At 70.5% G+C, this 26,111-nt stretch carries 29 protein-coding genes; 19 read left to right on the top strand and 10 right to left on the bottom strand.

Annotated elements, in window-relative coordinates:
• Positions 1 to 51: 51 nt before the first annotated feature.
• Together ACSHV8_RS12355 and ACSHV8_RS12350 are read left to right on the top strand one after the other, a co-directional pair.
• Complete coding sequence (locus ACSHV8_RS12355; RefSeq protein ID WP_436532474.1) at positions 52 to 720, top strand: SDR family oxidoreductase; 669 nt, start codon at positions 52 to 54, stop codon at positions 718 to 720.
• A gap of 79 nt (positions 721 to 799) precedes the next feature.
• Entirely contained in the window at positions 800 to 1,021 is a 222-nt protein-coding gene (locus ACSHV8_RS12350; protein WP_436532473.1) for a hypothetical protein, read from the top strand.
• Here ACSHV8_RS12350 and ACSHV8_RS12345 read toward each other — a convergent pair.
• Together ACSHV8_RS12345 and ACSHV8_RS12340 are read right to left on the bottom strand one after the other, a co-directional pair.
• Positions 970 to 1,422 carry a hypothetical protein gene (locus tag ACSHV8_RS12345; protein ID WP_436532471.1) on the bottom strand — a complete coding sequence of 151 codons (453 nt, stop codon included), beginning with the start codon at positions 1,420 to 1,422 and terminating at the stop codon, positions 970 to 972. The two genes, ACSHV8_RS12350 and ACSHV8_RS12345, sit on opposite strands and share 52 nt — an antisense overlap.
• Before the next feature lie 134 nt (positions 1,423 to 1,556).
• A complete protein-coding gene (locus ACSHV8_RS12340) occupies positions 1,557 to 2,018 on the bottom strand; it encodes a nucleoside deaminase (RefSeq protein ID WP_436532469.1) in 462 nt (153 codons plus the stop codon).
• Between the two features lie 360 nt (positions 2,019 to 2,378).
• Here ACSHV8_RS12340 and ACSHV8_RS12335 point away from each other — a divergent pair, with 360 nt between their 5' ends.
• Positions 2,379 to 3,644, top strand: coding sequence for an MFS transporter (locus tag ACSHV8_RS12335; protein WP_436532468.1), 1,266 nt, complete (start codon positions 2,379 to 2,381; stop codon positions 3,642 to 3,644).
• Between the two features lie 54 nt (positions 3,645 to 3,698).
• Here ACSHV8_RS12335 and ACSHV8_RS12330 read toward each other — a convergent pair whose 3' ends face one another.
• On the bottom strand, positions 3,699 to 4,169 hold the full coding sequence (locus ACSHV8_RS12330; protein ID WP_436532466.1) for a hypothetical protein: 471 nt from the start codon (positions 4,167 to 4,169) through the stop codon (positions 3,699 to 3,701).
• 86 nt (positions 4,170 to 4,255) lie between these two features.
• Here ACSHV8_RS12330 and ACSHV8_RS12325 point away from each other — a divergent pair, with 86 nt between their 5' ends.
• The gene (locus ACSHV8_RS12325; RefSeq protein ID WP_436532464.1) at positions 4,256 to 4,930 is read left to right on the top strand and encodes a TetR/AcrR family transcriptional regulator C-terminal domain-containing protein; all 675 of its coding nucleotides are present in this window, start codon (positions 4,256 to 4,258) and stop codon (positions 4,928 to 4,930) included.
• Here the strand turns inward: ACSHV8_RS12325 and ACSHV8_RS12320 are convergent.
• Positions 4,880 to 5,179 carry a protealysin inhibitor emfourin gene (locus ACSHV8_RS12320; RefSeq protein ID WP_436532462.1) on the bottom strand — a complete coding sequence of 100 codons (300 nt, stop codon included), beginning with the start codon at positions 5,177 to 5,179 and terminating at the stop codon, positions 4,880 to 4,882. The genes ACSHV8_RS12325 and ACSHV8_RS12320 overlap by 51 nt on opposite strands.
• Entirely contained in the window at positions 5,179 to 6,258 is a 1,080-nt protein-coding gene (locus ACSHV8_RS12315; RefSeq protein ID WP_436532460.1) for a M4 family metallopeptidase, read from the bottom strand. The genes ACSHV8_RS12320 and ACSHV8_RS12315 overlap by 1 nt, the downstream gene beginning before the upstream one ends.
• 259 nt (positions 6,259 to 6,517) lie before the next feature.
• On the opposite strand from ACSHV8_RS12315, the gene ACSHV8_RS12310 reads away from it, so the two are divergent.
• From ACSHV8_RS12310 to ACSHV8_RS12300, 3 genes are all read left to right on the top strand, one after another.
• Positions 6,518 to 7,966 (top strand): hypothetical protein, encoded by a 1,449-nt coding sequence (locus ACSHV8_RS12310; RefSeq protein ID WP_436532459.1) that lies wholly within the window; start codon positions 6,518 to 6,520, stop codon positions 7,964 to 7,966.
• Between the two features lie 132 nt (positions 7,967 to 8,098).
• Positions 8,099 to 9,019: an STM4015 family protein gene (locus ACSHV8_RS12305; RefSeq protein WP_436532457.1), complete on the top strand. Its 921-nt coding sequence runs from the start codon at positions 8,099 to 8,101 to the stop codon at positions 9,017 to 9,019.
• A gap of 1 nt (position 9,020) precedes the next feature.
• On the top strand, positions 9,021 to 10,193 hold the full coding sequence (locus tag ACSHV8_RS12300) for an STM4014 family protein (protein ID WP_436532455.1): 1,173 nt from the start codon (positions 9,021 to 9,023) through the stop codon (positions 10,191 to 10,193).
• On the opposite strand, the gene ACSHV8_RS12295 is transcribed toward ACSHV8_RS12300, so the two are convergent.
• Both ACSHV8_RS12295 and ACSHV8_RS12290 read right to left on the bottom strand, forming a co-directional pair.
• A complete protein-coding gene (locus tag ACSHV8_RS12295; protein WP_436532453.1) occupies positions 10,174 to 10,623 on the bottom strand; it encodes a hypothetical protein in 450 nt (149 codons plus the stop codon). The two genes, ACSHV8_RS12300 and ACSHV8_RS12295, sit on opposite strands and share 20 nt — an antisense overlap.
• 134 nt (positions 10,624 to 10,757) lie before the next feature.
• Positions 10,758 to 12,035, bottom strand: coding sequence for an MFS transporter (locus ACSHV8_RS12290; protein WP_436532452.1), 1,278 nt, complete (start codon positions 12,033 to 12,035; stop codon positions 10,758 to 10,760).
• 157 nt (positions 12,036 to 12,192) lie between these two features.
• On the opposite strand from ACSHV8_RS12290, the gene ACSHV8_RS12285 reads away from it, so the two are divergent.
• The 9 genes from ACSHV8_RS12285 to ACSHV8_RS12245 all read left to right on the top strand — a co-directional run bounded on the left by ACSHV8_RS12285 (position 12,193) and on the right by ACSHV8_RS12245 (position 20,959).
• Positions 12,193 to 13,614: a Dyp-type peroxidase gene (locus ACSHV8_RS12285; RefSeq protein ID WP_436532450.1), complete on the top strand. Its 1,422-nt coding sequence runs from the start codon at positions 12,193 to 12,195 to the stop codon at positions 13,612 to 13,614.
• 234 nt (positions 13,615 to 13,848) lie between these two features.
• Positions 13,849 to 14,250 (top strand): hypothetical protein, encoded by a 402-nt coding sequence (locus ACSHV8_RS12280; RefSeq protein WP_436532448.1) that lies wholly within the window; start codon positions 13,849 to 13,851, stop codon positions 14,248 to 14,250.
• Between the two features lie 234 nt (positions 14,251 to 14,484).
• Positions 14,485 to 14,889 carry a hypothetical protein gene (locus tag ACSHV8_RS12275; protein ID WP_436532446.1) on the top strand — a complete coding sequence of 135 codons (405 nt, stop codon included), beginning with the start codon at positions 14,485 to 14,487 and terminating at the stop codon, positions 14,887 to 14,889.
• A gap of 37 nt (positions 14,890 to 14,926) precedes the next feature.
• A complete protein-coding gene (locus ACSHV8_RS12270) occupies positions 14,927 to 15,517 on the top strand; it encodes a hypothetical protein (protein ID WP_436532444.1) in 591 nt (196 codons plus the stop codon).
• Between the two features lie 78 nt (positions 15,518 to 15,595).
• Positions 15,596 to 16,141, top strand: coding sequence for a hypothetical protein (locus ACSHV8_RS12265; protein WP_436532442.1), 546 nt, complete (start codon positions 15,596 to 15,598; stop codon positions 16,139 to 16,141).
• A gap of 135 nt (positions 16,142 to 16,276) precedes the next feature.
• Positions 16,277 to 18,097, top strand: coding sequence for an NAD-binding protein (locus ACSHV8_RS12260; RefSeq protein ID WP_436532440.1), 1,821 nt, complete (start codon positions 16,277 to 16,279; stop codon positions 18,095 to 18,097).
• Between the two features lie 38 nt (positions 18,098 to 18,135).
• Positions 18,136 to 18,453 carry a hypothetical protein gene (locus tag ACSHV8_RS12255; protein ID WP_436532438.1) on the top strand — a complete coding sequence of 106 codons (318 nt, stop codon included), beginning with the start codon at positions 18,136 to 18,138 and terminating at the stop codon, positions 18,451 to 18,453.
• Between the two features lie 13 nt (positions 18,454 to 18,466).
• Entirely contained in the window at positions 18,467 to 19,693 is a 1,227-nt protein-coding gene (locus ACSHV8_RS12250) for a DUF6745 domain-containing protein (protein ID WP_436532437.1), read from the top strand.
• A gap of 150 nt (positions 19,694 to 19,843) precedes the next feature.
• Positions 19,844 to 20,959, top strand: coding sequence for a sigma-70 family RNA polymerase sigma factor (locus tag ACSHV8_RS12245; protein ID WP_436532435.1), 1,116 nt, complete (start codon positions 19,844 to 19,846; stop codon positions 20,957 to 20,959).
• Between the two features lie 94 nt (positions 20,960 to 21,053).
• Here ACSHV8_RS12245 and ACSHV8_RS12240 read toward each other — a convergent pair whose 3' ends face one another.
• On the bottom strand, positions 21,054 to 21,785 hold the full coding sequence (locus ACSHV8_RS12240) for an ATP-binding protein (RefSeq protein ID WP_436532433.1): 732 nt from the start codon (positions 21,783 to 21,785) through the stop codon (positions 21,054 to 21,056).
• A 287-nt stretch (positions 21,786 to 22,072) separates the two neighbouring features.
• Positions 22,073 to 22,921 (bottom strand): Rieske 2Fe-2S domain-containing protein, encoded by an 849-nt coding sequence (locus ACSHV8_RS12235; protein ID WP_436532431.1) that lies wholly within the window; start codon positions 22,919 to 22,921, stop codon positions 22,073 to 22,075.
• Between the two features lie 150 nt (positions 22,922 to 23,071).
• On the opposite strand from ACSHV8_RS12235, the gene ACSHV8_RS12230 reads away from it, so the two are divergent.
• Positions 23,072 to 23,416, top strand: a complete 345-nt coding sequence (locus ACSHV8_RS12230) for an STAS domain-containing protein (protein WP_436532429.1) — start codon at positions 23,072 to 23,074, stop codon at positions 23,414 to 23,416.
• Between the two features lie 43 nt (positions 23,417 to 23,459).
• Here ACSHV8_RS12230 and ACSHV8_RS12225 read toward each other — a convergent pair whose 3' ends face one another.
• A complete protein-coding gene (locus ACSHV8_RS12225) occupies positions 23,460 to 24,182 on the bottom strand; it encodes an STAS domain-containing protein (protein WP_436532427.1) in 723 nt (240 codons plus the stop codon).
• Positions 24,183 to 24,332: 150 nt separating this feature from the next.
• Between ACSHV8_RS12225 and ACSHV8_RS12220 the strand changes: the two genes are divergently transcribed.
• Positions 24,333 to 24,803 carry a hypothetical protein gene (locus ACSHV8_RS12220; protein WP_436532425.1) on the top strand — a complete coding sequence of 157 codons (471 nt, stop codon included), beginning with the start codon at positions 24,333 to 24,335 and terminating at the stop codon, positions 24,801 to 24,803.
• Between the two features lie 77 nt (positions 24,804 to 24,880).
• Entirely contained in the window at positions 24,881 to 25,882 is a 1,002-nt protein-coding gene (locus ACSHV8_RS12215; protein WP_436532423.1) for an NAD(P)H-dependent flavin oxidoreductase, read from the top strand.
• Positions 25,883 to 26,111 lie beyond the last annotated feature (229 nt).

Genomic DNA, 26,111 nt, shown 5'->3' with positions numbered 1-26,111 from the left:
TGAAGGCTCGGCGTGCGCGAATTGTCGGGAGATGGCGGTAGCGTCGCGGGAATGGAGAATGCGCGGGTTCTGGTCGTGGGCGGGCACGGGAAGGTGGCGCTGCTGTTGCTGCCGCTGCTGGTGGAGTCCGGTCACCAGGTCGGCGCGGTGTTCCGCAACCCGGCGCATCGTGACGAGGTCGCCGAGACCGGGGCCGATCCGCTGGTCGCCGATGTCGAGAAGCTCGGCGTCGAGGAGCTGGCCGAGCTGTTCCGCGGGCACGACGCGATCGTCTGGTCGGCCGGGGCCGGCGGCGGGAGCCCGGCGCGGACCTATGCGGTGGACCGCGACGCGGCGATCCGTTCGATGGAGGCGACGGCGCGGGCCGGGATCCGGCGGTTCGTGATGGTCTCCTATTTCGGGTCGCAGATCGATCACGGCATTCCGGAGGACAGCGGCTTCTTCCCGTACGCGGAGGCGAAGGCCGCCGCCGACGCGTATCTGGAACGCACCGAGCTGGACTGGACGATTCTCGGCCCGAGCCGGCTGACGTCCGACCTGCCGACCGGCCGGATCGAGACCGCGAACACGGGCGCCACCTCGGGCTCGGTGAGCAGGGCGGATGTTGCCGCCGTGGTTGCCCGGACGCTGGTCGAGCCGGCGACGATCGGGCGGACGATCCGCTTCAACGCGGGCGCGACCGCGATCGCCGATGCCCTGAGCGAGAGCGATCTCGCCTAGCCCATCCGTTTGGCCCGGATCCCAGCGGGTAATTCGATCTTGAGCCTCGATCCCGGGGCCAGGTGAGATGGGGGATTCGATGCCGATCGAACGAGTGCCGTCCGACCCGGACCGCTACCCGCCGCTGGACCCCGGGGCGCCGATCCCCGACGACCCGGGTGAGCTGGACCCCTACAACCCGGACCTGCCTCCGGCGCCGGCCGAACCGATGCCGCCGATCTCGCCGGTGCCGGCCGAACCGGTGCCCGCTCAGCCGTCGACCGATCCGGCCGAGCCCGCTCCGGAACCCGAACCGGTCTGATCGTCCGGCCGCCGGGCCCAGTGGGACAGGCGCTCCCCCGGTTTGAGGTCGTCCCGCCAGTACCGGTAGACGGTGCCGGGCACGACCTGGATCGCATCGGCGGCGATCAGGCAGGGCAGCCATTCGTCCAGCCTGTGGGCGGATTCCACGTCGAAGGCCAGGATGACCGCGGGCTCGTCACCACAATGCCGTTGCACCAGGCGGCGTTCGGCCGGGGTCGGCTCCCGGAACCGCGGGTTGGTGAACTGGGTGGGGCACGCCATGTAGGCGAGGTCGGTGAGGACGACCTCCAAGCCGTGGGCGTAGGTCAGGTCGTTGTCGGCGGCCAGCCGCAGCCGCGACCCGTCGAACTGGTGGACTTCCCAGTCCCAGGTCGACGCCGCTTCCGGGATCCCGTACACCCGCCGATCTTCGCACCCACCTCAACGCGACAGCGGGCGACGGTCTCGGGCAGCTGGTCGACGTCGGCGTCGGGGTCGGTGACGAGCAGGAGCCCATAGCCGAGATTCGCGGCCAGGTGGGTGATCAGCATCGGTCAGGGCCAGAAGCCGTGGTGGACCTCGGTGGCCGACGGGAGCGGGAACGGGCCCTCGACCTCGATCACGCGGCCGCCGCGGGCGAAGACCTCGCGCGAGGCCAGGTGCAGCGGCGGGATGCCCTCCTCCTCGGTGACCATCGCGTTCAGCTCGTCCGAGGAGAGCGCGAACACCACCCGCCCGATCCCCGACCAGTAGATGGCCCCGGCGCACATCGCGCACGGCTCGGTGCTGGTGTAGAGGGTGCTGCCGGTCAGTTCGGCCCGGGTCAGGCGGCCGGCCAGGCGGACCAGGTTGGTCTCGGCGTGCCCGGTCGGGTCGGAACCGGTGACCACCGAGTTCATCGCCTCGATGACGGTACCCTCGGCGGTGACGAGCAGCGCGCCGAACGGATGGTCGCCGCGGTTGCGGGCTTCCCACGCGAGTGCGACCGCCCGCTCCAGGTACGCCGTCAAGGTCATCAATTGTCCCTTCACACGGAATCGCCGCCGTCAAGCGGCAAAAGCAGCATACGACGGACTGGTTGTGCGACTTCGGGAACATCAATTCGGCGCGCCGAGTAGCCGATAAACGCGGCCCGCCGAAGTTGACCTTCGGTGGTCTGACCTGCGGTTAGCACCCCGGAAAGCGGATCTTTGCACCCTCCGTGAGCGCAGATACCGGCTATCTCGTAATCGACCGGCGACTACCTGCCGTGGCCATCGGCATCTACGGTGCGAGGAAACCGCCTCGCCTTTTGCCGAAGGATGTTCGATGGCGCCTTTGATCAATCGCGCGGTCCTGCCGCGCCGTAATGCCGGGCACGTGCCGGTGATGGCCGGGTGAGATGGCGTGGATTATCCGGTGTCCTGAGCTCACAGGCCTGCACCCTGTCCGCGAACCGCCTGCTCACGGTCGCGGTCCCCTGGCTGGTCCTGGATCGCACGGGCAGTGCCGCGCAGACCGGCCTGGTGGTCGCCTGCCAGGTGCTGCCGTACGCGTTCACGCAGTGGCTGGCCGGGCCGCTGCTGGATCGGATCGGCCCGCGGCGGATCAGCGCGGCCGGGGACGTGATCTCGGCGTCCGTGCTGGTCATCCCCGCGCTGTTCGGTACGCCACCGCTCTGGCTGCTCACCCTGATGCTGCTGGTCGTCGGTTGTGCCGATGGCCCCGCCAGCGCCGCGAAACGCCTGCTGGTGCCGTTCGCCGCCGCGGACGCCGGGCAGTCGACGGCGCGGGGTGTCGGGCTGGCCACGGCCGTGGAGCGGACCGCGACCGCGGTCGGCACGGCGATGGCCGGTTGGCTGGTCGCCACGCTCGGCGGCGATCGCGCACTGTGGGTAGCCGCGACAATGCTCGGTGTAGCAACACTCATCGTGACACTGACAGTGACCGATCCGTTACGCGATCGCGGGCGCGACGATCAGTCCTACTTCGACCGGCTGCGCACCGGGACGACGTTCCTGCGCGCGCATCCGCCGCTGCGGGCCATCACCACCATGTTCGTCGTGACCAACCTGCTCGACCAGGCGCTGATGGCGGTGCTGCTACCGGTCTGGGCGCGGGCCGGCGGTCACGACGCAACGGTCGTCGGTCTGGCCCTGAGCACTGTCGGTCTCGCCTCGATCGCGTCGGCGCTGGCCTCGGCCGGCTTCGGCGCCCGATTACCGCGCCGCGCCACGTACCTGATCGGGGTGCTCAGCAGCGGCCCGACCCGGATCATCGTGCTCGCACTCGGCCTGCCACCGGAGGCCGTGATCGCCGTCTACGCCCTCGCCGGCATCGGGTCCGGCCTGTTCAACCCACTCCTGGAGACGCTTCAGGTGGAGTTGATCCCGGCCGCGCTGCGCGGACGCGTGCAGACCCTGATCAACGCCTGGGCCTGGGCCGGGATCCCGCTCGGCGGCCTGCTCGGCGCCGCCCTGCTGAACTTCGGCGGGCTGACCACGGCGCTCTGGGTCTGCGGACTGGCGTATCTGGCCGCGGTGGTGCGCCCGGCCTGGCGCGTGGACTGGTCGATTCCGGTCGACCCACTCCCGGTCCGGGAATTGAAGATCAAACTCGCGCCGGTCCAGGCCGACGGCCGGGTCCCGGTCCGCCGTCGATGAAAGACGATTTTCCCGTACGGCGAAGCAGCTTCACGCCGTACGGGAAAATCGGTTTCAAAGGTTTTTGGCTGCGATGAGGGTGACGATCGCGGCGGCGAGCATCAGGGCGTGCAGCAGCATGTGTTCCAGATTCGGGCGCGGGCGCCCGCCGATGCGCGGCAGGACGATGACCGTGTCCGCATAGGTGCGCGCATGCAATTGGGGCCAGGTCGTGCCGGTGCCCGCGGTGGCCCACGGCATGGTGACGCCGATCAGGTACGGCGACCACCAGAGCAGCAGCCCGCCGAGCACCGCGAGCAGCTCGATCACCCCGCCGAGGTAGCCCAGCCACGGCAGCGAAGCGGCCGCGCCGATGGCGAGCAGAACCGCGGGCAACGCCATCACCGGCGCGTTCACCGCGACCTCGGTCAGCTGCTCGGACCGCTTGGCGGCGCGGACGTTGTTGAACGGATACAGATCGACGAGCGTCATGACCGCGTGATAGACGACAGCGGCCAGGATCAGGGTCAGGGCGAGGGCGATCACGACATCCTCCGGATTATGTTTACGGTGTAAGCATCGACGTTTCCGCTAGGATGACTTACACCGTAAGCTTCGTCAAGAGAGGTTTCATGAAAGCAGGCCTGAGCAGGGAGAAGGTGCTCGACGCGGCGCTCGACCTGATCGACGCGCACGGGCTTCCGGCGCTGTCGATGCGCAAACTCGGCGCGCAGCTGGGCGTCGAGGCGATGTCGCTCTACCGGCACGTGCCGAACAAGGACGCGCTGCTCGACGGCCTGGTCGACCGGGTGATGGAGACCGCCTTCGCGGGCCTCGGCGACCCGTCGGGCCCGGATTGGACGTCCTGGGCGCGCGGCTTCGCCCACTCGCTGCGCTCCGCGCTGCTGGCCCACCCTGGCGTGCTGCCGCTGGCCGCGACCCGCCCGGTGAACTCCCCCGACGCGCTGCGGATGTCGGAGCGCTGGCTGGCCGCGATGCGCGCCACCGGCCTGCCGCTGGGCCGCGCGCTCGACGTCGTCAACGTGATCGCCATGTTCACGATCGGACACACCCTGGCCGAGGTCGGGCAGACCCCGGGCCACGAGGGTTCCGAACCCGACCTCGATCAGCGCTCGGACGAGCTGGACCCGGCCGAGTTCCCGAACCTGGTCGAGGTGATCCGGACCCGCGCCGGCCTGGACTTCGACTCGCGGTTCACCCAGGCCGTCGACATCCTGATCGCCGGTTACGCGGCGCTACCCGTCCCGGCGCTGGATCCAGGTGAGCAGGGCGTCGAAGGCCGCTGACATCGACGTGTCCGAGCTGGTCAAAGTGGTCGCGTCCGGGCCGTCGTGGACGGTGATGGTGTAGGTCATGGCGTCGCGGGCGGGCGACGCCGGGCGAGCCCCGCCCGGGTCGGCCGCGGCCGCGGCGACCAACCGGCGCAGCTCCCGGGCGTCGGCGTCCGGGAGCTGGTCGGTGTCGAGCACGCGGGCCGGCAGCCGCCGGACGATCGAAGCGGCCAGCCCGCCGTGCGTCGCCAGGGAAACCCGCACTAGCCGCGCCCGGCCAGCGTCGGCGTCGTCGTGATCCGGATACCCACCTGCGTCCACGCCTCCTTGACGGCCTGCTGCTGGGTGCTGTCCGCGCCGTAGAGCTCCGCGGCCTTGTTGTACGTCGTGTCGGCGAAGGCCTGGAACTCGGTGGTCGACGTCGACGCCTTCAACGATTCGTACCAGATGTGCCCCGGAGCCTCCCAGGAGTTCCCGCCGATGCCGGTCGCGACCAGGTAGAACGCCTTGTTCGGGATGCCCGAGTTGATGTGCACGCCACCGTTGTCGCCGTCCTCGGTGTCCGGCAGCTCGACGAAGCGGTCCATGTGGTCGGGCTGCGGGTCCTTGCCGAACAGCTTGTTGTCGAACGCGGTGCCCGGCGCCTTCATCGAACGCAGCGCGTCGGCGTCGATCGACGGGGTGAACACCTCGGCCCCGATCAGCCAGTCGGCCTGGTCGGCGCTCTGCTGCAGCGCCCACTGCTTGACCATCGAACCGGCCACGTCGGACAGCGACTCGTTCAGGGCGCCGGACTGGTTGTGGTACTCCAGGTTCGCGGTGTGCTCGGTGATGCCGTGCCCCAGCTCGTGCGCGATCACGTCGAGCGAGCCGGTGAAATCGGTGAACACCTCGCCGTCGCCGTCCCCGAAGACCATCTCCGAGCCGTCCCAGAACGCGTTGTTGTACCGGGTGCCGCGGTGCACGTACCCCTGCAGGCGCATGCCCCGGCCGTCGATCGAGTCACGCTGGAACACGTCACGGTAGAACGTGCGGGTGGCGCCGAAACCGTCATACGCCCGGTTCACCGCCGCGTCCGCGACCGGCGCGTCATCCTCGGAACGCACCAGCGTGGCCAACGGCAGGAACGTGGAGTGGCGGCAGTCGAAGATGCTGCGCCGACCGTCCGCCGGGGTCGAGAACACCCCGGCGATCAGCCCGCGGACCGTGCGCTCGCCGCGCAGCTGAGACGTCGTGACCAGGGTGGACAGGGCGGCCTGGCGGATCGCCTCGTTGTCGCTGTCGAGCAGCCGGGTCAGGATGAACGGCGGGGTGATGCAGCTGAGTGGCCTGATGGACGTCATGGTCAACCTCGAATCCGATCGATGCGCTTCTGGAGAGTGAGATGCACCGGCGGCGGGGACAGATACATCGCGGACGGGGGAATCCCACGGTCGGCACCGTCAGTCAGGGCGCAAATACTCGCAGTGATCAACTTCGGGGTCGAGCATTGCGTCCCAGATCAGACAGTCGATCCATCCGGTAGGGTGAGCGCATGACCTCGATCTGGAAGGGCGGCCTCCGCCCCGCTCGATGAGCGCCCCGGGTGGCCAGGAGCCGCCCGTGCTGACGTATCTCGCGCACGCTCGAACCCTGGCCGACCGGCACGGACCCGGCCCGTGGCCGCACACGCCGTTCCCGGACGGCTCCGGCGCGAAACTGATCTCCGATACGGTGATGGACGGCATCCGTACCCATCACTCGTCCTCCCCCGACGACACCCGTGACGTGGCCGACCGGCTGGCCGCGCGGATCCACGACCTCGTCCCCTCCCCCGCGACACTGCAGGCGCTGCACGACACCGCGGCCGTCGTATCACCCGTGGACATCGCCGACGGCCTGATCCGGGAGCTGCGCCGGCGCCGGCCGCCGAAGAACCACATCCGGCTGATCGGACGATGGCTCGCCGAGAACGGCACCCGCCGCGGCGCGGTGGCGCTCGGCATCGTCCTGCTCGGCCTCGGCGGTGAACCGCACGACCGTGACCTGCTGCAACTGCTCGGACAATTAGAAGACTTCACGTTGTACGCGGTGGTGGCGCTGCGCTCCACCCAGCCCGACCCCGACCAGGCCGTCTTCGAGCTGGCCCGGCGGGTCGACGGGTGGGGCCGCATCCACGCGGTCGAACGCCTCGCCGGCACCACCGATCCGGCGATCAAAGCCTGGCTGCTGCGCGACGGATTCCGCAACCGGATCCTCGACGAATACCTGGCCTGGATAGCGGCCACGACCGGCGGACTGGCCGACGCCCTGGCCGCGGACTCCGTCGACGAACAACTGCTGGACGGCGCCGGCGGGATCCTGCTCGCACTGTGGCGTCGCGGACCGGCCCGCGACATCGACGATTATCCCGAAGGTACGGCCGTGACGGAGCGCTTCCTGCACCACGCCGGCCTTCACCGGCCGACGGTCGAGCGGGTCGGCGTGGTCGGATCCTTCGCAACGGTCCACGGGCTGGCTCAGGCGCTCGCGCTGACCCGACGGCCCGAGTGGCGGGACGTCGTGGTGGCCGGACTCGCGGCCGAGGAACCCGACAAGTTCGACAGCGCGGTCCGGGCGGCCCAGCGGCTGGGCCTCCCGTTCGGGTCACAGCTGGTGCGGCAGGTACGGGCCCGGCCGAACACCTGGCATCTCTGGTATCACCTGGTCGACGATCCGGCGCAGATCGACACCGCGGTGGAGCTGGCGGTCGAACTGCTGCCGCTGGACGCCCTCGTCACGGGACCCGGCCTGGATCGGGGACTGGCCGGGAACGGGCCCGAACACATCCTCGATCTGGTCGTGAGCAGGCTGGACACGTACCCGGGGAAGGGTTGGAACTTGATCGCGACGGCGCTGCGCAATGCGACGGTGCGGAACCGGAACATGGCCCTGGACGCGCTTGAGGCCTGGCCGGTGGAGGTGATCCCGGACGAGGCGTGGACGCTGGTGCGGGAGGCCGTTCCGGTCGAGCCCGATCCTGGCGTGCGCGAGCGCCTGTCGAAGGTGCTCGCCCGGCAGCCCCGCACCTGAGAGCACCACCCGCCCGAGTCGCGCCGCACGTTGCCGGCTCGGGCGGGTTATGCGGTGCGCGGAAGTGTCGGTGGGGCTTGCTAACGTCGCCGCACTGTTGCGTTGGGTGTGACATCTGGCCGAGGGAGTCCCGTGACCATCAACGAGCATCTGACCACGTTCGCCGGGCTGCCGATCGTGGAGGTGGACGGCGAGCAGGAGCCGGACGATCCGGGGGCGGTGGCCTGGCGGATCGACATGGAGGACTTCGAGGCCGATGTGTCGGAGTTCGAGGCGGCCCTGGAGAAGGTGCTGGAGCGGGCCGGTCCGGGTGGGCCGGCGGCGCTGGTGATCGGCGAGTGGGGGTCGTCGTACGAGTCGGAGTTCCCGGCCGAATTCATGATCAAGAACGCGGCTCGGTTCAGTGGGCTGCGGGCGCTGTTCATCGGCGAGATGACCTATGAGCAGTGTGAGATCTCCTGGATCAACCACAACGACATCACGCCGCTGTTGGAGGCGTTCCCGGCGCTGGAACGGTTGTGGGTGCGCGGGTCGCAGGGGCTGGAGATCAGCCCGGGGCGGTATCCGGCGCTGCGCGAACTCGTCCTGCAGTCCGGCGGGCTGCCCACCTCCGTGATCCGGGCCGTGAGCGCCTGTGACCTGCCCGCTCTTGAGCACCTGGAGCTGTGGCTGGGCGTGTCCAACTACGGTGGTGACGCCCGCGCCGACGACCTCGCGACGATCCTGGGCGGGCGGTCGCTGCCCGCGCTCCGACACCTCGGGCTGTGCAACGCGGAAATCGCCGACGAGGTGGCCGCCGCGGTCGCCGCGGCGCCGGTGGTGGCCCGGCTCGGGCGCCTCGACCTGTCACTGGGCACGCTCGGTGACGTCGGTGCCGAGGCGTTGCTGGCCGGGCAGCCGCTGACCCACCTGGAGACGCTCGACCTGCACCATCACTTCATGACCGCGGAGATGGCCCAGCGGGTCGCCGACGAGCTGCCCGGAGTGACGGTCGACGTCTCCGGGCAGCAGAACGAGGAGCGCTGGGGTCGCTACACGGTCTGCGCCGAATAGGGTGCGCCTCGCCGTCGTCGGCAACCCGGAGAACCGCCGGGTCGCCCTGTTCCTCGCCGCTGCCGGACGGGCCGGGTTGCCCGCGCCGGAGGTGTTTCCGTGGCGGGACGTGCTTCTGTCCGGGCGGGTGCCGGGGCCGGGCACGCTGGTGCGCATCGACTCGCCGGGCGAGAACGCCGAGGTCGAGCAGCTGTTGCGGGCCCTGGGCCGGCCGGTCTCGGCCGGCGCGGACATCGCGGGGGCGGCCGCGGTGGAGGCCGTTGCGCACGGTGAGATCGCCGGGGCGGCCGCCGTGTTCGCCGGGCTGGGGATCACGTTGGAGCGCGTTGCCGCTGGTGGGGGCGTTCTGCTCAATCAGCCGGCCGACATTCTGACGATGACGGCCAAGCCGCGCTGCCACGCCCTTCTGACTGCTGCCGGCATCCCGCTGCCGCCCGCCCTGCACGCCGACGGCACGACGACCGGCGCGGGCCGGGATCTCGGGTTGGGCCCGGGGGTGCGGGACTACGAGTCGCTGCGGATGGCGATGGAGACGGCCGGCTGGAGCCGGGTATTCGTCAAGGCGGCCTACGGGTCGTCGGCCTCAGGGGTGCTGGCGCTGGCCGTGGGCGGGCGCCGAGGGACCGCGGCCGGGCGGCGGATCATGGCGGTGACCTCGGTCGAGTTGAGCGAGGGGAAGATCTTCAACAACTTGCGCGTACGGCGTTACGACGACGAGAACTCGATCGCGGCGATCGTCGACCGGCTGGGGCCGGACGGGCTGCACGTGGAGCGGTGGTATCCGAAGGCCGCGCTCGGCGGGCGCGTGCTCGACCTGCGGGTGGTCGTCATCGCCGGGCAGGCGCGGCACGTGGTGGTCCGCACCAGCCGGTCACCGATGACGAACCTGCACCTCGGCAACGAGCGCGGCGACGTGGCCGCGGTCCGGGCCGCGGCCGGCGAGCGGTCCTGGGCCGCGGCGATGGACACGTGTGTCCGGGCGGCCGCGTGTTTCCCGCGCACCTTGCACGCGGGCGTGGACCTGATGTTCCGCGCGGGGTGGCGCGACCATGCGGTGGCCGAGGTGAACGCGTTCGGCGACCTGCTCCCCCGCGTGCTCTCCGAGGACGGCCAGGACACCTACGACGCGCAGATCGCGGCCGTCCGGAATATGCTCAGCAATGCTTCAGCGTGAATGCGAAAACCCTTGATCGGTAATCACCGGAGATTGCTTTCACCACACAGAGGGAGGCATTGTCGACGGCGTAGGACGAGTCGGCCTCCAACGTCCCCTCGATGTCGTTGATCGTAAAGGTCGCCTTGCCCGAAACCGTGTCGGCCGCACACGTGACGCGGTATCCGGCATCGGCGTACAAGGCGCCTTCCGAGGTGGAGATGATGCCCTCGCCCGAATCGCCGGCCGAGATGTTCTCGGTCGGCTCATCGACCCAGGTCGACGCGGTGCCGTAGCTGTAGCCGTCACCGATCAGGTCGCACTGGGACTGGTTGTCGATGGTCAGCCGGGCGATATGCGCCGGTCCGCTCGCGAACGCCGGGGAAGCCGCCATCACCGGCAGGCCGACGGCACAAAGAGTCGACACCAGCAGGCGATAATTCACATTCATGGCACGGATCCTAGGCGGCACGATTGGGCCACGTCGGCACATCACAGAATTGCCGACCGGGCGGCGGGGCCGCCCGGTTGACGGTTGTCATCTCGTCGAGCGACTCATGACCGTACCCCATAAATTGTTTTCTTCTATCGGTCGTTGATCTCGCCGGTGGGCCGCAGCAGCAGGGCACCGGCCAGAACGGACAGGGCGACCGCCGTGTAGAGGGCGGTGGTGACCGAGCCACCGGCCGCGGCGGCCGAGGTCAGCAGGGGGCCGGCGGCCATGCCGATGGTCAGTGACAGGTTCGACAGCGCGTTGTAGCGTCCGCGGAGTTCGTCCGGGGCCAGCGCGTTGACCAGGGTCGGGAGTGCGCCGGCGAGCAGCAGTTCGCCGGCTCCGATCAGGACCGAGGCGCAGATCAGGATCGGCCGGGTGCCCAGGCCCGTGCCCAGCGCCGTGGGGATGCAGATTGCCCAGGCCAGCGCCCACAGCCCGGCCGCGCCGAGCAGCGCCACGCGGGCCGAGATACGTTCGGTGAGACGGATCGCGAGGGGCGAGCCGATGACGATGACGGCGCAGTTCGCCACGCTGGCGAACGAGAGCGCGGCCGGGTCGTCGGCGGCGAGCGCCATCACCGCGGGGACGGCGTTGTAGATGCCGTAACCGACGGTCGACAGCAGCGCGGCCGTGCCGATCACCCGGATGAACGGGATGTCGGTGAAGGCTCTGCGGTATCCGCCGCGCGGTGCCTGCTCATCGGTCTGGCCCGGCGACACCTGGCGGCCGGCCAGCACCGCCAGGGTGATGGTGACCAGGGAGAGGCCGGCCGCCGCGGCCCACAGCATCGGCATCGTGCGGCTGCCCTCGGAGCCGGCCGGAGGCACGTGGGCGACCACGAGACCGCCGATCGAGGCACCGACCGCCATGCCGAGGTTGAAGAACACGTACTGGATCGTGTAGACCCTCGATCGGATCTGCTCCGGGGTCAGGATGGCCAGGCGCGTGCCCAGCGCCGGATGGGTGAACGACCAGCCCAGGCCGCCGACCGCGACTCCCCCGACGGCCGAGACCAGGCCCGGGCCGTAAGCCAGGAGCAGTCCGCCTGCGATGACCATGGCGAGCCCGGCGATCATGACGAACCGGGCGCCGCGCCGGTCGATCAGCGGGCCGGCGACCGCGTTGCCACCGATGGTGGTCAGCGGTCCGAGACCCCAGATGCCGGTGGCCACGGCCAGGGACAACCCGCGCACGTCGTGCAACAGCACCACGGCGTACGGCTGGGTCAGGCCGACGCCCAACGCGGTGAACAACTCTCCGGCCAGCAGCAGACGCGTGCCCAGGGGGAACCGGGCCCGGCGTTCCTGCGGCCCGGCGAGGTCGAGTTCCGTGGTCAGAGTGAACACCTCAGATCGAAGATCGCCCATCCAGGAGCGCGATCCTAAGTGTCGTGGGTGGCCTCGGTCCACCCCGTCGCGACACGGGGCAGTCAGCGGCCTCGATTTGATTTATGCTCCGCAGTGGACGGACCGAGATCGGCCGGTTGCCGGCCTCGGGACCTGCGAGAACGTCGCGAGGAGAGCCATGGGGGAAAGCCGGCACGAGCGGGCTTCGCTCGGTGAATTCGGTCAGGTGCAGGGCAACATCCTGCAGCCCTTCGAGGGTCGGTTCCAGGCCTTCGTGTTCCTGTCGTTCGGCTGTCGGCGCGACCAGGCCCGCGCCTGGCTGGGCGCGGCCGCGACCCGCGTCGACTCCCCCGCCGACACCCCGATGAGCGTGGGCCTGACCGCCACCGGCCTGATCGCGTTGCATCCCGAAGTGGCCGCCGACCTCGTACGCTTCGAGGCCTTCTGGAAAGGGCCGCTCGGCAACCGGTTCGACGAGCGCGGCGAGATCACCAGCACCCCGGCGATGATCGGCGACGTCGGCGCCAGCGACCCGATGTCCTGGCTGATCGGCGGCCCCCGGCGGCCCCCGGTCGACGCGCTGCTGACCCTCGCCGCCGACGACGAGCAGGCACTCCGGCAGCGGGTGTCGCTCGAATTGTCGGAGGCGGCCCGCGCCGGAGTGGTGGTGATGCCGCTCGGCGGAATGAGCGGCACCGGACCGCTCGTGCAGTACGGCACGGTCCTGCACAACGCCGACGGACGGCCGATCGAGCACTTCGGATTCGTCGAGGGCATCTCCCAGCCGGCCGTGCAAGGCGTCGACGGCGCGACCACCGGATCGACGGTCGTCGCCGCCGGTGAGTTCGTGCTCGGCTTCGCGGGTGTACGCCGGCCGTTGAACTTCGCTCCCCGGCCGGCACCGGCACCGTGGATGCGGGGCGGCTCCTTCCAGGTGTTCCGCCGGCTCCGGCAGGACGCCGCGGGCTGGTGGAGCAAGATGGAAAAACTCAGCGACCAGGACAACACCGCCGAGGACGTGGCCGCCCGGGCGATCGGGCGCCGGCTCGACGGGACGCCCCTGGCAGCGAGCGGTGACGGCCTCAACGACTTCACCTTCCACGGCGACGAGGACGGGTCGCGGACGCCGCTCTACTCCCACATCCGCAAGATGAATCCGCGGCGGGACGAGATGTTCCGGGAACGCAGCCACAAACTGATCCGCCGGGGCATTCCCTTCGGGCCGCCGATGGACCGGGACAACCCCGACGATCACGAGCGGGGGATGCTGTTCAACGCCTACATGGCCAGCATCGAGGACCAGTTCGAGTTCCTGCAGCGCTGCTGGGCCAACGACATCGAGTTCCCGTCGAGGATCGCGGCCAAGTTCGACGAGGACGGGGACGGGAAGCCGCAGGTCAACGGGCTTGATCCGGTACTCGGGGACAGCGCCGAGGTGGCGCATCGGCGGCTGGGGACGGCGGTTGTCGACAAGGCGCCGCCGTTGGCGTTCGGCGGGTTCGTGACAACTACCGGGTCGGTGTACGCGCTGGTTCCGTCGCGTGCCGCCCTTCATCTACTTGCCGGCGAGGCGGCACTGGATGCGCCGGGAGTCCGGTGACCACTGTTGATCTTCACGCGATGGGAGATGGAGATGTCATCACCGGTCAGTGATTCGGTTGTTGAACTGCACGGGGCGTGTGTTCATTCGTTGCGATTCTCGTTCGGCGGGCCGGTGGATTACCCCTACGCCCCGGCGAAAGTCTCCGCCGAGCATCCGCCGGCCTTGTTCCGGCGGATGCAGGCAGTCTCGCCTCCGCCCGCCCGGAAAGACGGTGCTCCCTGGCAGGCCGGGATGACCCTCGACGGGGAGCCCTTCGACCCGGACGGTCCGCTGGACCGGCTCGCCGAGGTGCAGCACGCCGAGGACATCAACGGGCTGGACACGCCGCAGCCCGAGACCGTGGTGCTGGACTGGATGTTCGACGTGCCCCGCGAACGGCAGGCGATGGTAATGCCGGGCGAGGACGAAGGCCGGTATCTGCTGTCGGTTCCGTACTGGCAGCCGGTCTCGGCCAGCGGCGAGGCGGTCAGCAAGACCGTCGAGTACTTCGGGACTCACCGGGTCGAGTGGGCGCAGAAACTGCAGTCCGAGTGGGTCGCGGTCAGCTTCGACGGGTTCTGGCCGGCCGAACGCGACAGCGCTGATCTGATCATTCCGCTCGGCGGATGCGACGACCAGTGTCCGGCTTCCTGACTTTATTCCGATCCACTCCGAAGGAGAACGGCGATGGGTGTAGCGGCTAGCGACTCGGTTGTTGAACTGCACGGCGCATGTGTTCATTCTTTGCGATTCTCGTTCGGCGGGCCGGTGGACTACCCCTACGCACCGGCCAAAGTCTCCGACTCGCAGCCGCCGGCGCTGTTCCGGCGGATGCAGGCGGTCTCGCCTCCGCCCGCCCGGAAAGGCGGCGCCCCGTGGCAGACCGGGATGACCCTTGACGGCAAGCCCTTCGACCCGGCCGGGCCGGTTGACCGGCTTGCGGACGTGGAACTTGCTGAGGACGTCGACAGCCTGGGTACGCCGGATCCGGAGACCGTGGTGCTCGACTGGATGTTCGACGTGTCGCGTGAGCAGCAGGCGATGATGATCCCCGGTGAGGACAAGGGGCGGTTCCTGCTGTCGGTTCCGTACTGGCAGCCTTCATCGGATTCAGGGACGCCTGTCAGCAAGACCGTCGAGTACTTCGGGACCCACCGGGTCGAGTGGGCGCAGAGGCCGCAGTCCGAGTGGGTCGCGGTCAGCTTCGACGGGTTCTGGCCGGCCGAACGCGACAGCGCTGATCTGATCATTCCGCTTTCTGAATGTGACGATCTCTGCCCGTCAGCTCGATAGTTCAGGTAAATCAGCTTCTAATCGATGGGAGATGGCGATGCCACTTGCAGTTAGCGACTCGGTTGTTGAATTGCACGGCGCTTGTGTTCATTCGTTGCGATTCTCGTTCGGCGGGCCGGTGGATTACCCCTACGCCCCGGCGAAAGTCTCCGCCGAGCAGCCGCCGGCCTTGTTCCGGCGGATGCAGGCGGTCTCGCCTCCGCCCGCCCGGAAAGGCGGCGCTCCGTGGCAGGCCGGGATGACCCTCGACGGCAAGCCGTTCGATCCGGCCGGCCCGCGGGACCGGCTTGCCGAGGTGGAGCACGCCGAGGAGATCGACGGCTTGGGCACGCCGGAACCGGAGACCGTGGTGCTCGACTGGATGTTCGACGTACCCCGCGAACGGCAGACAGTGGCGATGCCGGGTGAGGACGCGGGGCGGTTCCTGCTGTCGGTTCCCTACTGGCAGCCCGCCTCCGACTCCGTGAAGACCGTCGAATACTTCGGGAGTCACCGAGTCGAGTGGGCGCAGAAACCACAATCCGAATGGGTCGCGGTCAGCTTCGACGGGTTCTGGCCAGCCGAACGCGACAGCGCCGACATGATCATCCCGCTCGGGGGCTGCGACAACCTTTGCCCTAGTCACTGAAATCAAAGACGGGAGACTGGTATGTCCATCGCGGTCAGTGACGCGGTTGTTGAATTGCACGGCGCTTGTGTTCATTCTTTGCGATTCTCGTTCGGCGGGCCGGTGGACTACCCGTATGCGCCGGCGAAGGTCTCCGCCGAGCAGCCGCCGGCGCTGTTCCGGCGGATGCAGGCGGTCTCGCCCCCTCCGAGCCGGCGGGACGGCACTCCCTGGCAGGCCGGGATGACCCTCGACGGCAAGCCGTTCGACCCGGCCGGCCCGCGGAACCGGCTCGCCGAGGTGGAGCACGCCGAGGACGTGGACGGCCTGGGCGCACCGGAACCGGAGACCGTGGTGCTCGACTGGATGTTCGACGTGCCGCGTGAGCGGCAGACGGTGGCGATGCCGGGCGAGGACGCGGGGCGGTTCCTGCTGTCGGTTCCCTACTGGCAGCCCGCCTCCGACTCCGGGAAGACCGTCAGCAAGACCGTCGAGTACTTCGGGACCCACCGGGTCGAATGGGCGCAGAGGCCACGGTCCGAGTGGGTCGCGGTCAGCTTCGACGGGTTCTGGCCGGCCGAACGCGACAGCGCCGACATGATCATCCCGCTCGGGGACTGTGACGACCGCTGCCCGGCGTCCTGACCGTGTGAGCGGGGTTGGCGGGTTCGTCGAGGAGGGAGTGCCGGCCACGTACGTACGGGAAGAAGATTTTGATCTTGGGGGTGGGCTCGCTGAAGAGATCTACCTGCGGACGGCGGCCCGATTAACGTAATCGTCATGGCCGGCGCCGATGCTGCTCCGATGGACACCGGATGCCGGGATTGGCGTGGGCACATCATCGTCTGCGGGCTCGACGACGTCGGCCTGCGCACCGTCGAGCAGCTTTACCATGCCGGCGTACGGGTCGTCGTGGTCGAGGACATCGCGGATCCGCGGCTGGTCCGGGTGGTGCGCGGGTGGGGTGTGCCGATCGTGGTCGGCAGTCCGCGGCTGCAGGAGACGCTGGACGAGGCCGGGCTGCCCGGCGCGGTCGCCGTGATCTGTGTGCTCGCCGATGACCTGCACACCCTCGAGGCGGCGCTGCTGATGCGGGAGTTACGTGATGACGTCCGCGTGGTGGTGCAGTTGCGGAATCCGGCGGTGGGCCGGGCGCTGTCGGCGATGCAGGTGAGCGTGCTCGACGTCGCCGGGCTCTCCGCACCCTCGGTGGTCGAGGCGTGCCTGCGGACCGGGACGCACGCGCTCGATCTGGACGGGCAACCGTTCGTCGCGGCGCAGGTCGTGGCCGACCAGACGGGCACGCTGCGGTCCCGCTACGGGTCGCTGGCGCCCCTGGCGGTCAGCCCGGCCCGCGACGGCGAGGTGGTGATCTGTCCCGGTCGCGATCATCCGGTCAGCGCCGGCGACCGGGTGACCCTGCTGGGCACGCCGGAGGAACTGGCGGCGGCGCGGGTGGTCGAGGAGGAGCAGGGACCAGCTGACGCCGGACCCGGGCGGTGGGCGCGGTCGCTGCAATTGGCCGGGTCCGTGCTGCGAGCTCTGGACCGGCGCATCGCGTACGCGTTGATCGCGCTGATCACGCTGCTCAACGTGTCGATGGTGGTGCTGCAGCTCGGGTACCGGGAGCCCGACGGCACCCGGATGACGCTGCTGGACGCCCTGTACTTCTCGGTCGAGTCGATCGCGACGGTCGGCTACGGGGACTACAACTTCCGAGCGCAGGCCCCCTGGCTCCGGATATTCGCCATCGGTCTGATGATCCTCGGGGCGTGCTTCGCGGCGACGTTCATCGCGCTGCTGACCAACGTGCTGGTGTCGATCAAGATCCAGGAGGCGCTCGGGAACCGCCTGCTCGACCGGCTCCACGATCACGTGATCGTCATCGGGATCGGGTCGGTCGGGGCGCGCGTCGTGGAGCGGCTGCGGGCGACCGGGACCGACGTCGTCGTGATCGAGTCGGACGAGAACAACCGCTACGTCGACCAGGTGCGCGACAGCGGCGTGCCGGTGATCATCGGGGATGCGACGCTGGCCCGGACCCTGGATCGGGTGCAGCTCGGGTCGGCCCGGGCGGTGGCGGTGATGACCAGCGACGACCTGGTGAACCTGGAGACCGGCCTCGCGGTCAAGGACCGGCTCGGGGATCGGTGGGGCTCGGTGCCGGTCGTTTTAAGGCTGTTTGATCGTACGTTGGCCGACACCGTCGAGCACACTCTCAGCCTCGGGGTCACCCGGTCGACGGCGGCGCTGGCGGCGCCGTGGTTCGTGGGGGCGGCGCTGGGGCTGGACGTGCTCGCCACGTTCTACGTGGGGACGCAACTGATGCTGGTGGGTCGGCTCACGGTGGCGCCCGAGGGCGGGCTGGACGGGCTGGCCATGCAGGATCTGTCGGCCCGGACCCGGGTGGTGGCGATCCGGCGGGCCACCGGCGACGGATTGCTGGAGCATCCGCCGCGGCGGGACACCCGGTTCGCGGCCGGGGACCAGGCGTTTCTGATCGGGCCGTACGAAGAGCTGCTGCAGGTGTTGCGCCGGGACGCGCTCTCGACGCTGGGGCTGGCGCCGGTGGTCGAGGAAAATGTCGTACCCCGTGGATAGGTTCCTCCCTGACAGCTACTGGTCAGTCAGGAGGGCCGATGTACCGGCAGGGCGACGTGTTGATCATCCCGATTCCGCAGGGTTCCCTACCCGCCAACGCGCCCGTTCCGCGGGATCGGCGCGGGCGGATGGTCCTCGCGCGCGGGGAGGCGACCGGGCATGCGCACGTGGTCGGCGGGCCCGGGGTGCAACTGCTGGCCGATCTTGACGATCCGGAGCTGATGTTTCTCGACGTTCCCACTCACGCCCGGGTTTCGCACGAGGAGCACGGGCCGATTCCGTTGCCGGGCGGGCACTACCGGGTGGTTCGGCAGCGGGAATACGTGCCGGGCTCGTTCCGGCCGGTGGCGGACTGAGAGGGACGCGGCAATGAAACTGACACACGAGCAGGAAGCGATGGCCGCGGCCGTCGAGGATCAGTGGCTGGCGGCGGCGGTCTCGACCGAGCCCGGCGACCGGGCGGCGGCCGAGGCCGGCGTGCGGGAGGCCTATCGGCTGGCCGGGCTGCCGGGGCCGGAGCGGATCTATTGGGTGGGCTCGCCGCGGGCCGGGGCGGCCGCGGTGGCGCTGCTTTCCGGTTCGCTCCCGCCGGCCGACGATCTTGGATCGATCGCGGCTGAGCCCGACGGCCCGGGTTCGGATTCGGCCGGGCTCGGCGGGCCGGGTTCGGGTTCGGTGTGGCTGGCCGAGGTGGTCGGTGAGCTGCGGCGCCAGGGCTGGGCGCCCGGAGACAGCGCCGGGGCTTCCGTGCGGCGGCGGGTGCGGACCGAGCCCTGGGCCTCCGCGCGGAAGGCGGCCGTGGAGGCGCTCGGGCCGGACGGGTGGGCGCAGCTCAGCGCGGCTGCCGGACGCCGATCCTGGGGGCTGGTGATGGACCTGGTGGCGAGCCGGCTGCGGCTGCGGCTCGGCGAGGATCTTGTCACCGATCTGCCGGACGAGGCCGGCAAGGCCGCGCGGCGGCCGGTGCTCGACGCCATCTACGGCCAGCACGACGGGACGTGGCTGAGCACGTTCGAGGCGGCCGACCGGCTGTGTCCCGGGGCCGGCCTGATGAGCGGGCTGGTCGGGCTGGCGCAGGTGGCCCGGCAGACCGGCTGGTGGTGGGCCAACGAGCGGGTGGCCGTGCTGACCGAGCGTCCCCGGCTGCTCGCGCGGGACAACGTGGGCCGGCTGCACCGTGGTGAGGGCGCCGCGCTGGAGTTCGCCGACGGGTACGGATTGTGGGCCTGGCGTGGCATGCCGATCCCGGTGAGCCTGGCCGCCGAGCTGCCGACCCTGACCGTGGAGCGGATCCGGCAGGAGGAGAACGCCGAGATCCGCCGAGTCATGCTGGAGCACTTCGGCTACGAGCGGTATCTGGGTGAGGCCGGCGCCCGCCAGATCGGCACGGACGAGGCCGGCAAGCTGTGGCGGCTGGAACTGCCCGGTGACGAGCCCCTGGTCATGGTCGAGGTGGTCAACTCCACCCCGGAGCCGGACGGGACCAGCCGCGTCTACTGGCTGCGGGTGCCGCCGGCCACCCGGACCGCCCGGGAGGGTGTCGCCTGGACGTTCGGGCTCACCGAGGAGGATTACCGGCCGATGATCCAGACCTGACCCCCGGCGCGGTAGTTGTGCTCCCGCCCGGGTGCATCGTACGAGTCGGCACGCGCCGAAGCACCGCAACGGCTACGGTTGCTGGATCGGATGTTTGCCGTCTGGAACATTCGGGAACCACGCACCGGAGGTCTGTGTCGGAGGTGGGGCATGCGGGAGGCCGGGCAGCTCGATCCGTTCGACGACCTGGACGTTCTGGCCGATCAGTACGCCCGGGCCCGATCCGGCGCGGACCGGCGGGCCGGGCGGCGGCTGCGCGACGACTTCGTCCGCGACGCGCTGCCGTTCGCCGGGCGGCTGGCGCGGCGCTACCGGGGTCGCGGAGAGCCGGCCGACGACCTGGAACAGGTGGCCCGGCTCGGCCTGGTCAAGACCATCGACCGGTACGACCCGGAGCGCGGCTCCTTCACGGCGTACGCGATCCTGACCATCACCGGCGAGATCAAACGCCACTTCCGCGACCACACGTGGGGTGTGCACGTGCCGCGCGGGCAGCAGGACCGGGTGCTGGAGTTCGTGCAGGCCCGAGCCGTGCTGACCGCCGAGCTGTGTCGCACGCCGACCGTCGCCGAACTGGCCGCACGGCTCGGCCTCGAGGAGGCAGAAGTGCTGGGCGCGCAGGCCTCGGCGGCCGCGCACAGCACCGAGTCGCTGAACGCGCCGCTCGGCGATCATCCGAACGGCGCCGAGGTGGGCGACCTGTTCGGCGCCGAGGACGGCGAACTGACCCTGGTCGACGACCGGACCACCGTGGAGAACCTGCTCTGCGAGCTGCCCGCCCGGGAACGACGCCTGCTGGCCCTGCGGTTCTGGGGCAACCGCAGCCAGGTGGAGATCGCCGAGGAGCTGGGCATCTCCCAGATGCACGTGTCGCGGCTGCTCAGCCGTACGTTGAGCTGGTTGCGCGAGGCGATGCTGTCGGACGTCACACCACCGTGGACGGCCTCCGGGCCACCCGATCATCGAGTGCTCGTGACGGCCGGGGCGGACGGCGTGCGCGCGGCCGTGCACGGCGAGATCGACCGGGACAACGCCAACCAGATCCGCCGGGAGCTGCTGTCCGCGGCCGGCTCGTGCGGCAGCGGGCGGACGCTGGTGGTGGACCTGTCGCGGGTGCCGCTGCTGAGCGCGGCCGGGATCGCGATGCTCAACGCCGTGCACGAGGTCGCACGGGCCCGGCTGCTGACGTTCCGGCTGACCGGGGTGCAGCCCTATGTGGCGCGCGTGCTGGTGATCGCCGGCCTGCGGAACCTGCTGGCCGAGTAGGACACCGCGTTCGCTGCTTGGCCAGGCGGTCCCGGGCTGCCCGGCTGCTGCAGATGGACCCGTGCGCGGGCAGGCCGGTTTCCGGTTCTCGGACTCACGCCGTGAGCGTCGCCCAGACGACCTTGCCGTCGCGGGTCGGGAGGGTGCCCCAGCGAACGGCCAGACTGTCCACCAGCATCAAGCCGCGGCCGCGGGCCGGATCGTCCGGGGCGCGGTGCATGATCACCGGGGTGCGCGGGGAACCGTCGCGGACCACGACGTGCACGTAACGGGCCCGGCGCACGAGCTGAAGGGTGATCATCGTGCCGGCGTGCTCGACGGCGTTGGCGACCAGCTCGCCCGCGACGATGGCGGCGGGGCCGGCCAGGTCGGGGAGCTCCCACCGTACGCAAGCCTCAGTGACCAGGTGCCGAGCGAGCCGGGCCGAACCGGCGACCGGAACCAGCCGATCGCTGATCGTCGGCGCGTCAGCGCCGTTCTGATCGGTCTCCCGGACCGCCGCGCCGACATCGGCGCGCACCTGAAGCGCCCCGAAACGGCGATGCCCCAGCGGATCGGCGACCTCCGGGCGGGGCGCGCAGAGCAGCACCGGCGTGCCCGGCCAGGCCGCCGCCTGCCGGTTGATCGCGGTGAACACCGCCAGGGCGGGCACCTCGCCGAGTGACATGCCGGCCAGGTCGGCGAGCAGCGCCCTGGGCTGCTCGGCCAGGCACTTCTGGAACGCGACGAACAGATGCGGGGTCGCCGCCAGGTCGAGCCGGCCGTGCACCGCGACGACGGCGCATCCGGACTGCTCGGCTGCGGTCCAGGTCAACGGCTCCGCCATGCCCGCCACTTTCCTCTCCGGGACAGTGCATCAGCCGTATGCCCGCACGCGACTCACCAAAACTACCCCGCTCCGGGGAACGCCTCCACGGCGTTGATGTTGACGTCACCGGGCATTTCGGACGCGCAAGGCGCCCGTCTCTTCTGTGGCCGGCTGATCTCCCGACCGACCTCACCGACGGCGGATCTCACGGCCGGCGGATCTCGGCGTAGCCGTCGCTTCACGGCCGGCGGATCGCTGGGCGGGCCGGCGCTTCACGGCTGGCGGATCGCTGGCGGCCGTCGCTTTTACGGCTGGCGGATCTCGATGTGGCCGTCGCGGACGCGGACCGGGATCACCGGCTGGTTGTTGGCGGCCGGGCCGTGCACCACGGCGCCGTCGCTGAGCCGGAACGTGCTGCCGTGCCACGGGCACACCACGCAGGCGTCCCAGCCCTCGCCGACCACGTCGCCCTCGCCCAGCGGCCCGGTCTCGTGCCCGCAGCGCTCGACCAGGGCGGACACCCTATCGTCGATCCGGTAGAGCAGCACCGGCACGTCCCCGGCCAAGCGGACCACGGTCCGTTTCTCCGGGACCGAGGCCAGGGAACATACCTGGGTCCAGTCCTCCGGCAGTCGCGCGGTGTCCGGGGCCGCCTGATTGGTTCCGCCACCTTGCGCGTACGCGAGATGCCCGCCCAGATAGGCACCGAGCCCCGCGACCGTCAGCCCGGCGTAGCCGAGCGCGCGACCCCGCCCGGACCGCCCGCGCAGCCGGGCCAGCAGCGACGCCGTGTACAGCCCGACCGCCACCGCGTTGGCCCCGGCGTGCACCAGGCCCACCCGGCGCCGGTCCCGGGTCATCTGCGACCAGTCCAGCCATCCGGCCGCCACCGCCGGGACCGCGCCCGCGACCCCGGCGCCGACCAGCGTCGTCGCGGCCCTGCGGGTGCCGGGCAGCAGGTCCAGGATCGCCGCCGAGACGAACGCGCCGACCGGCAACTGGACCAGCACCGGGTGCAGCGGATGCCCGAGCCAGGTGCCGTGCAGCAGGTCGCGCAGACGCTGCGGCCGGACCGCGGCGCTCACCGCCGATTGGAGCCGGTCGCTGACCCCGTCGAGCCGGCGGGCTTCTTCCAAGCGGTTGAGGATCGGCATGCCCACCGAGTTCCCCGCCACAATCGGCCGAAACAACTACCCCGTGCGGATCCGGCCCGCCACGGTTAGGGTGACAAGTCCGCACACGGAACCCGCGGCACGTCATCATTCTCCAGGTAACACCTGACACTTTCACCCAGCGGGGGCGACATGACCGGCTCGTTCGCGGTGAGCAAGCACGACGAGGGCGCGGGCTTCATCCGCCTGGCCGTCCGTGGCGAGATCGACGACGAGGTGAGCGATGCGCTGGCCCAGATCATCGGCAACGCGGCCGCCCAGCCCGGCGTCGCCGTCGTGATCGTCGACCTGGCCCGGGTGCCGTTCCTGGCCGCGGCCGGGATCCGGGCACTCCTGGAAGGGCGGGCGGTGGCTCTGCACCACGGGCGCTCGTATCAGGTGGTCAACGCGCGCGGGGTGGTGCACGGCGTGCTGGCCACAACCGGGCTGCTCAGCCTGTTCCACACGACGATCCGCCGCGCCCCGGTCACCCGGTAGGCCGTCGGCAGTTTCGGCGAGCCCGCTGACCACCGCGTGGTGGTCAGCGGCGCAGGGCCGCCCAGACCACCTTGCCGCCCTCGGCCGGGACGGTTCCCCACCGCTTGGCGTAGTGCGACACCAGGAACAGCCCGCGCGGCGCCCCGGGCTCCAGCGACTGCGCGTCCGCTTTCCGCGGAATCTCGCACGAACCGTCCCGCACCGCCACCAGCAGATACCGCCTACCCAGCGAGAAGCGCAGGTCGATAAGGGTCTGCGCGTGTACGACCGCGTTGGTCACCAGTTCCCCGGCCACGATCCGCGCCGGGTCGGTCAGCTGCCCCAGATTCCACCGCGCACACGCCTCCACGGCCATCTTCCGCGCGTACGCCGTCGACCCGCTCACCGGCAGCAAGCTGTCCGCCAGCCAGGGCGTCTGGTCCCCGGGCTGCACGCCCAGCGCCTCATCGGTCGTGGCCAGCACCGGCACCCGCCCGAACCGCCCGCTCGCGAACCACCCCGCCACCTGATCGCTCGGCTCGCTGAGCAGCAGCGGAGTACCCGGCGACATCGCGGCCTGCCGCGCCACCGTCCCGAACACGGACAGCGCCGGTGGCTCCACCACCGTCATCGCGCCCAGTTCGACGATCACCGCGTCCGGCCGCCCGGCCAGGCATCTCAGCAGCATCGTCCGCACCTGGGGAACCGAGGCCGCGCACAGGTCACCGTCGATCCGCACCACTGTCCTGGTGCCGATCTGGTTCACCGTGCAGCTGATTCCCGGCATTCCGTCATTCTTGCCCCGTGGAGCGGCAGATCCCACATAAGATTTGCCACCAGTCTCTCTGCTACCCGGCAGTATGCCCAGAGGCGCGTCACCGTCTCTTCTCCTGTACGCCGTAGAGCCGTTGCGCCGCGCGGATTAACATCCATGGCCGTGACGACCATCGGGGACACCACGCTGGCCAAACTGCTCCACCAGCACGTGCTCGACGTGCTCGACTGGCTCGCCGAGGAACACGACGCCGACTTCCCGCAGGTCGACCCGGACGCGATCGAGGTCTTCCGGCAGGACGTTCTGCCCCTGCCCGAGGTGACGCTGCCGGCCGCGGTCGGGCTTTTCACCGACCTGAGCTGGTGGCTGGACTCCTGCGACGAGGAGGAACTCGACCCGGACACCGCGGTCAAGCTGCTCGAAGGCAACGCGGAGGTGATCGGCAGCCTCTCCGAGGAGCGCCGCGAGCGCCTGCTGGAGGTCCTCGACGACCTCGCCACCTCGGAATCGCATCCGGGCCGCCGCTACCAGTTCGAGTTCTTCCCGTACGCGTTCGGCCTGCTCGACGACGAGGAACCCGCCCTCGACGAACCGGATTCCCTGGAGTGGGTCCGCCCGGACGACCGTCGCTGACCGCCCCCGCCATGAATTCCGGCAATGGGTCCGGCGGCTGACAGAACGCGCGGCCCGCGTAGGCCATCGTCATCGGGATGGAGCTGAAAACCAGATTCACCGAGGCGTACGGCCTGACCACACCCATCGCCCAGGCCGGCATGGCGTTCGTGGCGTCCACGCCCGACCTGCCGGTCGCGGTCAGCAACGCCGGCGCCCTGGGAGCACTCGGGGTCGGCCTGATGCCCGCGCCGGTGCTCACCCAGGTCATCGCCGGGATCCGAGCCGGAACGGAACGGCCCTTCAACGTCAACTTCATCACCGGCTTCGCCCAGCCCGACCAGATCGACGCCGTCTGCGCGGCCGCCGTACCGGTCGCCTCCTTCCACTGGGGCCACCCGTCCCGCGCCTGGATCGACCAGCTGCACGCGGCCGGGGTGCGAGTCTTCGAGCAGGTCGGCACGGTCGACGCGGCCAAGCGGGCGGTCGACGACGGCATCGACGTGATCGTCGCCCAGGGGCTGGAGGCGGGCGGCCACAACTTCGCCACGCTGCCCACATTCGCCCTGATCCCGCTGGTGGTGGATGCGGTCGCCCCGGCCCTGGTGCTCGCCGCCGGCGGCATCGCGGACGGTCGTGGCCTGGCCGCGGCGCTGATGCTCGGCGCGGACGGCGCCTGGATCGGCACCCGGCTGGTCGCCACCGACGAGTCCGGCGCGCACGACGGATACAAGGATCGCCTGGTCGAGGCCGGACCCACGTCGACCGTGCGCACGTCGCTGTTCGGCCCGGAGACGCCCGACTTCAACCCGATGCGGGTCCTGCGCAACCGGGTCGTCGACGAGTTCCCGGAGCCGCCGCCGGCCGACACTCCACGCCCGATCATCGGCCGGACCAGCCTCGGCGGCCCCGAATTCGACGTCCCCCGCTTCGCCAACCTGGTCCCGATGCGCGGCGTCACCAGCGGCGACCTCGACGAGATGCCGCTGCTGGCCGGCCAGGGCGTCGGCCTGATCGACGCCGTCAAGAGCGCCGCCTCCCTGATCACCGACATCACCGCCCAGGCCAAAGAGACAATTTCCCGGTACGGACGTGAATAACGCCCGCCCCGGCCCGCCGGAGGGCAGCGCCCGCGGCCACCGGCAGCGCCCGGCCCGGCTCTCGGTGCGGCGCGCGGCTCGACGTTCGGAGCGGCGGGTGCCCCGCGCGGCTCAGCGTCCGGAGCGGCGGGTGCCCCGCGCGGCTCAGCGTCCGGAGCGGCGGGTGCCACCGGTGACCCCGGGCGGCTCGTGCTCGGGCGGGCCGGTCGGGTCTCGGGTACGAGGTTCG

Origin of the sequence: Actinoplanes sp. HUAS TT8 (assembly GCF_051380535.1) — a bacterium.
In the GTDB taxonomy this organism is placed as follows: domain Bacteria; phylum Actinomycetota; class Actinomycetes; order Mycobacteriales; family Micromonosporaceae; genus Actinoplanes.
The sequence above is the reverse complement of the archived record's forward strand: the minus strand, read 5'-3'. Positions and strand labels throughout refer to the sequence as shown.